The sequence below is a fragment of the Escherichia sp. E4930 genome (assembly GCF_005845405.1).
Classification (GTDB): Bacteria; Pseudomonadota; Gammaproteobacteria; order Enterobacterales; family Enterobacteriaceae; genus Escherichia.
In genome coordinates this window covers 1-1,031 of the sequence record NZ_VCDZ01000078.1, presented here as the reverse complement: position 1 = coordinate 1,031, position 1,031 = coordinate 1, and the positions used below count along the sequence as shown (strand labels likewise).

The following is a 1,031-nucleotide window of genomic DNA, read 5'->3' as shown; positions in this document are numbered from 1 at the left end:
CTCGCCGCTACTGGGGGAATCTCGGTTGATTTCTTTTCCTCGGGGTACTTAGATGTTTCAGTTCCCCCGGTTCGCCTCATTAACCTATGGATTCAGTTAATGATAGTGTGTCGAAACACACTGGGTTTCCCCATTCGGAAATCGCCGGTTATAACGGTTCATATCACCTTACCGACGCTTATCGCAGATTAGCACGTCCTTCATCGCCTCTGACTGCCAGGGCATCCACCGTGTACGCTTAGTCGCTTAACCTCACAACCCGAAGATGTTTCTTGCGATTCATCATCGTGTTGCGAAAATTTGAGAGACTCACGAACAACTTGCGTTGTTCAGTGTTTCAATTTTCAGCTTGATCCAGATTTTTAAAGAGCAAAACTTCGCAGTGAACCTTTGCAGGTACACTCTGAAGTATTTTTTATTTAATCACTACAGAGATGGTGGAGCTATGCGGGATCGAACCGCAGACCTCCTGCGTGCAAAGCAGGCGCTCTCCCAGCTGAGCTATAGCCCCATAACATGTAGTTAAAACCTCTTCAAATTTGCGGTGCAAATTTGGTAGGCCTGAGTGGACTTGAACCACCGACCTCACCCTTATCAGGGGTGCGCTCTAACCACCTGAGCTACAAGCCTGTAGAGGTTTTACTGCTCATTTTCATCAGACAATCTGTGTGAGCACTGCAAAGAACGCTTCTTTAAGGTAAGGAGGTGATCCAACCGCAGGTTCCCCTACGGTTACCTTGTTACGACTTCACCCCAGTCATGAATCACAAAGTGGTAAGCGCCCTCCCGAAGGTTAAGCTACCTACTTCTTTTGCAACCCACTCCCATGGTGTGACGGGCGGTGTGTACAAGGCCCGGGAACGTATTCACCGTGGCATTCTGATCCACGATTACTAGCGATTCCGACTTCATGGAGTCGAGTTGCAGACTCCAATCCGGACTACGACGCACTTTATGAGGTCCGCTTGCTCTCGCGAGGTCGCTTCTCTTTGTATGCGCCATTGTAGCACGTGTGTAGCCCTGGTCGTAAG

At 49.2% G+C, this 1,031-nt stretch carries 2 tRNA genes and 2 rRNA genes; all 4 read right to left on the bottom strand.

Going from position 1 to position 1,031, the window contains the following annotated elements:
- Positions 1-252 (bottom strand): 23S ribosomal RNA (locus FFT88_RS25170); the annotation flags it as partial.
- A gap of 183 nt (positions 253-435) precedes the next feature.
- Positions 436-511: transfer RNA gene (locus FFT88_RS25165), tRNA-Ala, on the bottom strand.
- 42 nt (positions 512-553) lie between these two features.
- Positions 554-630: transfer RNA gene (locus FFT88_RS25160), tRNA-Ile, on the bottom strand.
- Positions 631-698: 68 nt separating this feature from the next.
- Positions 699-1,031, bottom strand: a 16S ribosomal RNA gene (locus tag FFT88_RS25155); the annotation flags it as partial.